Consider the following 4838-nt stretch of genomic DNA (forward strand, 5'->3'; position numbering starts at 1 on the left):
ACGTGCTTTTAAGTTTAAGAATAGTCTAAATCCTTAAGTTGATGGATGTGTGGTGCTCCCCCTAAATACAACATAATTTTGATTTTATTTTATTAATTGATGAAGCCCATGGAGTTTTTCCATGGGCTTTTATTTCCGGTATATTAACTTTTCACTATCAAGAGGATAAATAAAAATTTAGAATATAAGTAGTTTACATATTTCCAATGTTTTCCACTAACATGTAGTACCCACCTTCTACTCCTCCAATTAAGTGTTTAATCTTGTTTAAGTGTTCAGAGAAGTCATTTTTTCCTAACCAATTTTTATGATATTCAATACTCATCATAATTGCCTTGTTATTATCAATAGAACGATGTCAACGACTGCTAATCCAACCAAGAATACCTTTTCTCTTAAAGTTAAGTAGTTCTTCAGCTGGGATAACAACTAATTCATCTAATTTACCTGGTTTGGCAGTAACTACATTAATCCACACTATGGCTTTACTAGATTCCATCTAAAAAACCTCCTTGAAATAAAAATCGCCTTCCTACATGGAATAACATAGATATCCGGAAAGTTGATACTGAAACCTACGGTGTTCATAAATACTTCGTCTGTACTTCTAGATCCGTTTTACTTTCATTTTAATGGTATTTTAAGCCCTTGACTTGATAGTGATGCGTATTCCTATGAAAGCTAATATACAAATAACATCAATAAACTTGTAACAATCCCGACCCAAATGCAGAGAATGAAACAATAACCCATGATATCTTTAATTTTCAATCCCAGCACCCCTAAAAGAGGTAGTGCCCAGAACGGCTGAATCAAATTTGTCCATGCGTCTCCCCAGCCTACCGCCATAGCGATAGTAGCCGGATCTACACCTAGCTTCAACCCTGCCGGAACCTGCAGTGGCCCTTGTAAAGCCCATTGTCCCCCGCCAGATGGCGCCAATAAGTTCACCAATCCCGCTGACCAATATGTAAATATATCAAATGTATCCTTTGACGCAATGGATGCCATCCATTCAATGATTGAGCTTCCCAATCCTGAACTACCTAAAACAGCGATAATCCCCGCATAAAACGGAAACTGTAGGATAATTGGAGAAATGGATTGCGCAGATTCTTTGAATCCTTGTGCAAAGTTGCCAAGAGAACCATGCAGGAGCAAACCAAGTGACAAGAAAAACAAATTAATGATATTTAAATCTAAACTATGACCGTTCATGAATTCATAAACACAATACAACGTGCCGATTGCACCTAATACTATTCCTAGGACCGGTGTCCATTCCAGTTTTTCCGCAGTAGTTAAATTCTTTTGAGGAGGTTTTACAAAAGAATTTGTATCTGTTTCGAGTGCTTTATACCTGATAATCCCGCTTTTTGGAGCCATAAGTACAATAATAATTGGCATCGTGATGAATAGAGTGAAAAAAATAATTAGAGTAGAGTAACTAAAGATTGTTTGTGAGGTAGGAATAATTCCAATCATATCTACAAGAAAATGATCCTTTGTGGCAATTGTCAAGCCAATAGAACTAGAGAGACCTGCGCTATATAAGGCTGTCGGAGCATAAGCAGCTGCTACAAGTAATGGAAAATGTGCATTCGGATTCTTTTTCGCTACTTCCTTCGCAATGATCGCTCCCACAACTACCGCTAGTCCCCAATTGATATAGTATGCAATTGCACTGATCAAAAATGTCATTGTATAAGCCTTTTGAGGTGTATCGGCTAACTTTGCAACTGACTGCAAGCCTCTATTAACAAACGGGACAGAAGCTAACGTCATCCCTGTAACCATTAGCAATACCATTTGCATTGTAAACGTTAAATAAGTCCAAAACCCATCCCCCCAAGATTTTACGATTTTGTACGGATTTGAGGGATTCATCAACAAAGCTATAATGAAAGTAAATAAAGTGAGCAGCACAGCAATAACAAAGGCATCTGGAACATATTTCTGAGACCATCTCGAAAATACATTTGCACACCGTGTAAGCAATGATTCTTTCTTTCCTGGATCTGTATTTGTCTCCAATAAGGAATACTTCATAAATATTCTCCTTTCTAAATTTTAATAAGCTAAATATAAATAACATTCCACAAAAGAAAATAAAATCCTTTTGCACTTACAAATTCTTCCCCCCCACTCGAATTAAGGAAACTTTTTATCTCTAGCTGCTATTTCCACCTCATAATTCACTTCTATATTTATACAAGAATAATTTATTGTTTATACATTTTTATACATTCTTTATGTATTCCTGTCCTCTAATGTTAAAGCTTCTTTATGTTTAAATGTAAGTGAAATTATATTTTCACCCCTTCATCATGACTATAATTATCCAACCTTAATGTTTCCCTTATAATTCTTTAACTTTTCCCCTAGTTAACTATTAATTTTCACACTAGTAATATCGATATACAAGGAGGATCGCTGGTTCTGGTGTAAACAACGACAGTATTTTTTTGCACCAGAAGTTCCTTTTCCATACCGATCACACACTTTTTTAGAATAATGCTATCATTATGTCCAAGTTTAAGAGATTACTTGCAATTATCCTGAAGTTTTTGCACCAGAACCAAAAATAAGCCCAAAGAATTAAATAATTCTTTGGGCTTATTTTTAAAGTTAGGAAGTTACATTCTTTCTTCCTATAAATAATCTCACAGAACAGGACCATCGTCATGTAAAGCGACAGACACTTTTCCAAATCCGCAGGAATTCAAAACATCCGTCATGCCTCACGTATAGTAAAAGGCATCGAAACCATTCATGCCCTGTATAAAAAAGACGGAGTCTTCAACCAAACTTCGCTTTTCCGACGTATAATAAATTACAGAAATTATTGATGACTGCAAAAAAATTGTCTTCCTCAACCATAGAGCTTTTACATTTCAGTTAATTTTGCAAAAGAAATTAATAAAACATATCTAATTATTGATTCACCGCTTTGGCTACAAGTGCTGCGTATGCTTCTGCACCTACTTTGGTTAAATGCACACCATCAGGTGCAAAGTAGTCTCCCTTTCCAGCACTTGCTGCATACCAATCAACTAGAGTTATATTAGGATATTCAGATACTGTCACTTTCAATCTCTCATTCACGATTGATTCCCACGGACGTGGTACCCTCGTATTAATAAAAATCATTTTACGTTCATTCCCAATTAATTTTATTAATGATACAAGTTGCTCAGTAGTAAAGGCTCCATTTGTACCTAATCCAATAATGACATAGTTTCCTAAATCCCCTTCATTCTTTAACTGTTCAACTACAGGAATCGCTTTTGACAGCTGGCGACCAATTTGTGCATCAATCCTAATATCAGGAAAAGTATTTTTTAAATACGGAGCAATATCAATCAGAACGGAATCACCTATCGCTGTAACGGTGAGAGAATTTTTAGGTTGCGCAGAATTTACTTCTTTTGATTCTTCTTGATTTTGAGGCGTCTCTTGAGTTGGATTTTCCCGAACTGCAACTGGATGTTTCGCCGGTTGTGTTTGTACTGCTTCCACCTTATCTAGTTGAGGATTCTCCTTATCCTTACTAACTAACCCTAAGACGGCTATCGACGAAACGAATAATGCACAAATTAAAGCTAACTTAACACCTAAAGCGACATTTTGAAGTCTTAAATTCTTAAACTGAATGTTTCGGAGCGCACCTTGTCGGATCGGTTTTTCAATAAACTTCCATGAAATTTGCGCAATCATTATAATCAGAAGAAATTGAAGAGTTGCTCTTATTAGTGAAAAATCTCCAGCATTTACTTTTGGAGTTGTCAATGTAAGAATTGGATAATGCCAGAGGTATATGCCATACGACCTTATTCCTATCCAACGTAAAGGTCTAAATCGTAAAAATTGAGCGATGCGGCTCGCTGGATGAGCAAGATTTGCCACTAACAATGCTGTTGCAATTGATAAGAGAACCATTCCCCCATTGTATAGAAACGGATCATATTGATTAGTCTTCCAAAACATAAGCAAAATAATAATAAGAGCAGTTCCTCCCACTACATCAAGAATGAGCCGCGCCTTTGGAATAATTTTATTTGCAAGCCTATCGCTTGGCCAAATTAAGGCAAGTGCCGCTCCAATAAGTAAAGAAAAGGCCCTCGTATCTGTGCCATAATAAATTCTGCTCGGATCAGCTCCAGGTTCATACAAAATTGCCATCGCTAAAGCTGAAGCAACAGCTCCCAGACAAATCAATAAAATCATACGGGATTGTTTTTTTATGTGGTAAAGTCCTAAACTAATGATAAACGGCCAGACAACATAGAATTGTTCCTCAACTGCTAACGACCAAAAATGATTCAATGGAGAAAGCTGGTTAAAATTATCAAAGTACGATAATTTATGATAAATATACCACCAGTTACTAACATAAAATAACGCCGCTAATGAATCTCCACGCATTGTTTCAAGTAAAGAGCTATGAAAAATCGTAATCCATGCCAACGTTATAACGAGCATGACAAACATTCCTGGAAGTAATCTCCTTGCTCTACTAAGCCAGAATTTCTTCAAATCAATTCTCTTATTTCTCTTCCACTCCATCGCTAGAATATCTGTAATTAAATAACCTGAGAGTACAAAAAATACAGTAACCCCTAAAAACCCTCCAGGCATCCAACTAAAATTAATATGATACAAAATAACACCTAGTATAGCTAGGCCTCTTAGACTATCTAATCCAACCATATAACGACTATTTTTTTTAAAAGGTTTAGTCACCTACGATCACCTCTATTTCTTGGAAATTAGGTAAACAATAGCGGTATACAATGCTATTGTTTACCTAAAATCGTATAAGCTAAACTATTAAATAC

At 36.0% G+C, this 4838-nt stretch carries 4 protein-coding genes and 1 pseudogene; 1 reads left to right on the forward strand and 4 read right to left on the reverse strand.

All coding sequences use genetic code 11. From position 1 onward, the window contains the following. Positions 1 to 193 precede the first annotated feature (193 nt). The 3 genes from AB3X48_RS17810 to AB3X48_RS17820 form a co-directional block, all read right to left on the reverse strand. A complete protein-coding gene (locus tag AB3X48_RS17810) occupies positions 194 to 325 on the reverse strand; it encodes a hypothetical protein (RefSeq protein ID WP_256416316.1) in 132 nt (43 codons plus the stop codon). Between the two features lie 33 nt (positions 326 to 358). Further along, positions 359 to 499, reverse strand: a complete 141-nt coding sequence (locus AB3X48_RS17815; RefSeq protein WP_165762433.1) for a hypothetical protein — start codon at positions 497 to 499, stop codon at positions 359 to 361. Positions 500 to 681: 182 nt separating this feature from the next. Beyond that, a complete protein-coding gene (locus tag AB3X48_RS17820) occupies positions 682 to 2049 on the reverse strand; it encodes a short-chain fatty acid transporter (RefSeq protein WP_016105467.1) in 1368 nt (455 codons plus the stop codon). A 604-nt stretch (positions 2050 to 2653) separates the two neighbouring features. Here AB3X48_RS17820 and AB3X48_RS17825 point away from each other — a divergent pair. Next, a pseudogene (locus AB3X48_RS17825) lies at positions 2654 to 2902 on the forward strand (hypothetical protein); the annotation flags it as partial. A 32-nt stretch (positions 2903 to 2934) separates the two neighbouring features. On the opposite strand, the gene AB3X48_RS17830 reads toward AB3X48_RS17825, so the two are convergent. After that, on the reverse strand, positions 2935 to 4743 hold the full coding sequence (locus tag AB3X48_RS17830; protein ID WP_016105468.1) for an acyltransferase family protein: 1809 nt from the start codon (positions 4741 to 4743) through the stop codon (positions 2935 to 2937). Between the last annotated feature and the right edge of the window lie 95 nt (positions 4744 to 4838).

The organism is Bacillus sp. S4, assembly GCF_040838205.1.
GTDB lineage: Bacteria > Bacillota > Bacilli > Bacillales > Bacillaceae_G > Bacillus_A > Bacillus_A cereus_U.

Coding starts and splice junctions, on each gene's coding strand:
- AB3X48_RS17810 (WP_256416316.1), bottom strand. CDS start 325: ATGAGTATTGAATATCATAAAAATTGGTTAGGAAAAAATGACTTCTCT.
- AB3X48_RS17815 (WP_165762433.1), bottom strand. CDS start 499: ATGGAATCTAGTAAAGCCATAGTGTGGATTAATGTAGTTACTGCCAAA.
- AB3X48_RS17820 (WP_016105467.1), bottom strand. CDS start 2,049: ATGAAGTATTCCTTATTGGAGACAAATACAGATCCAGGAAAGAAAGAA.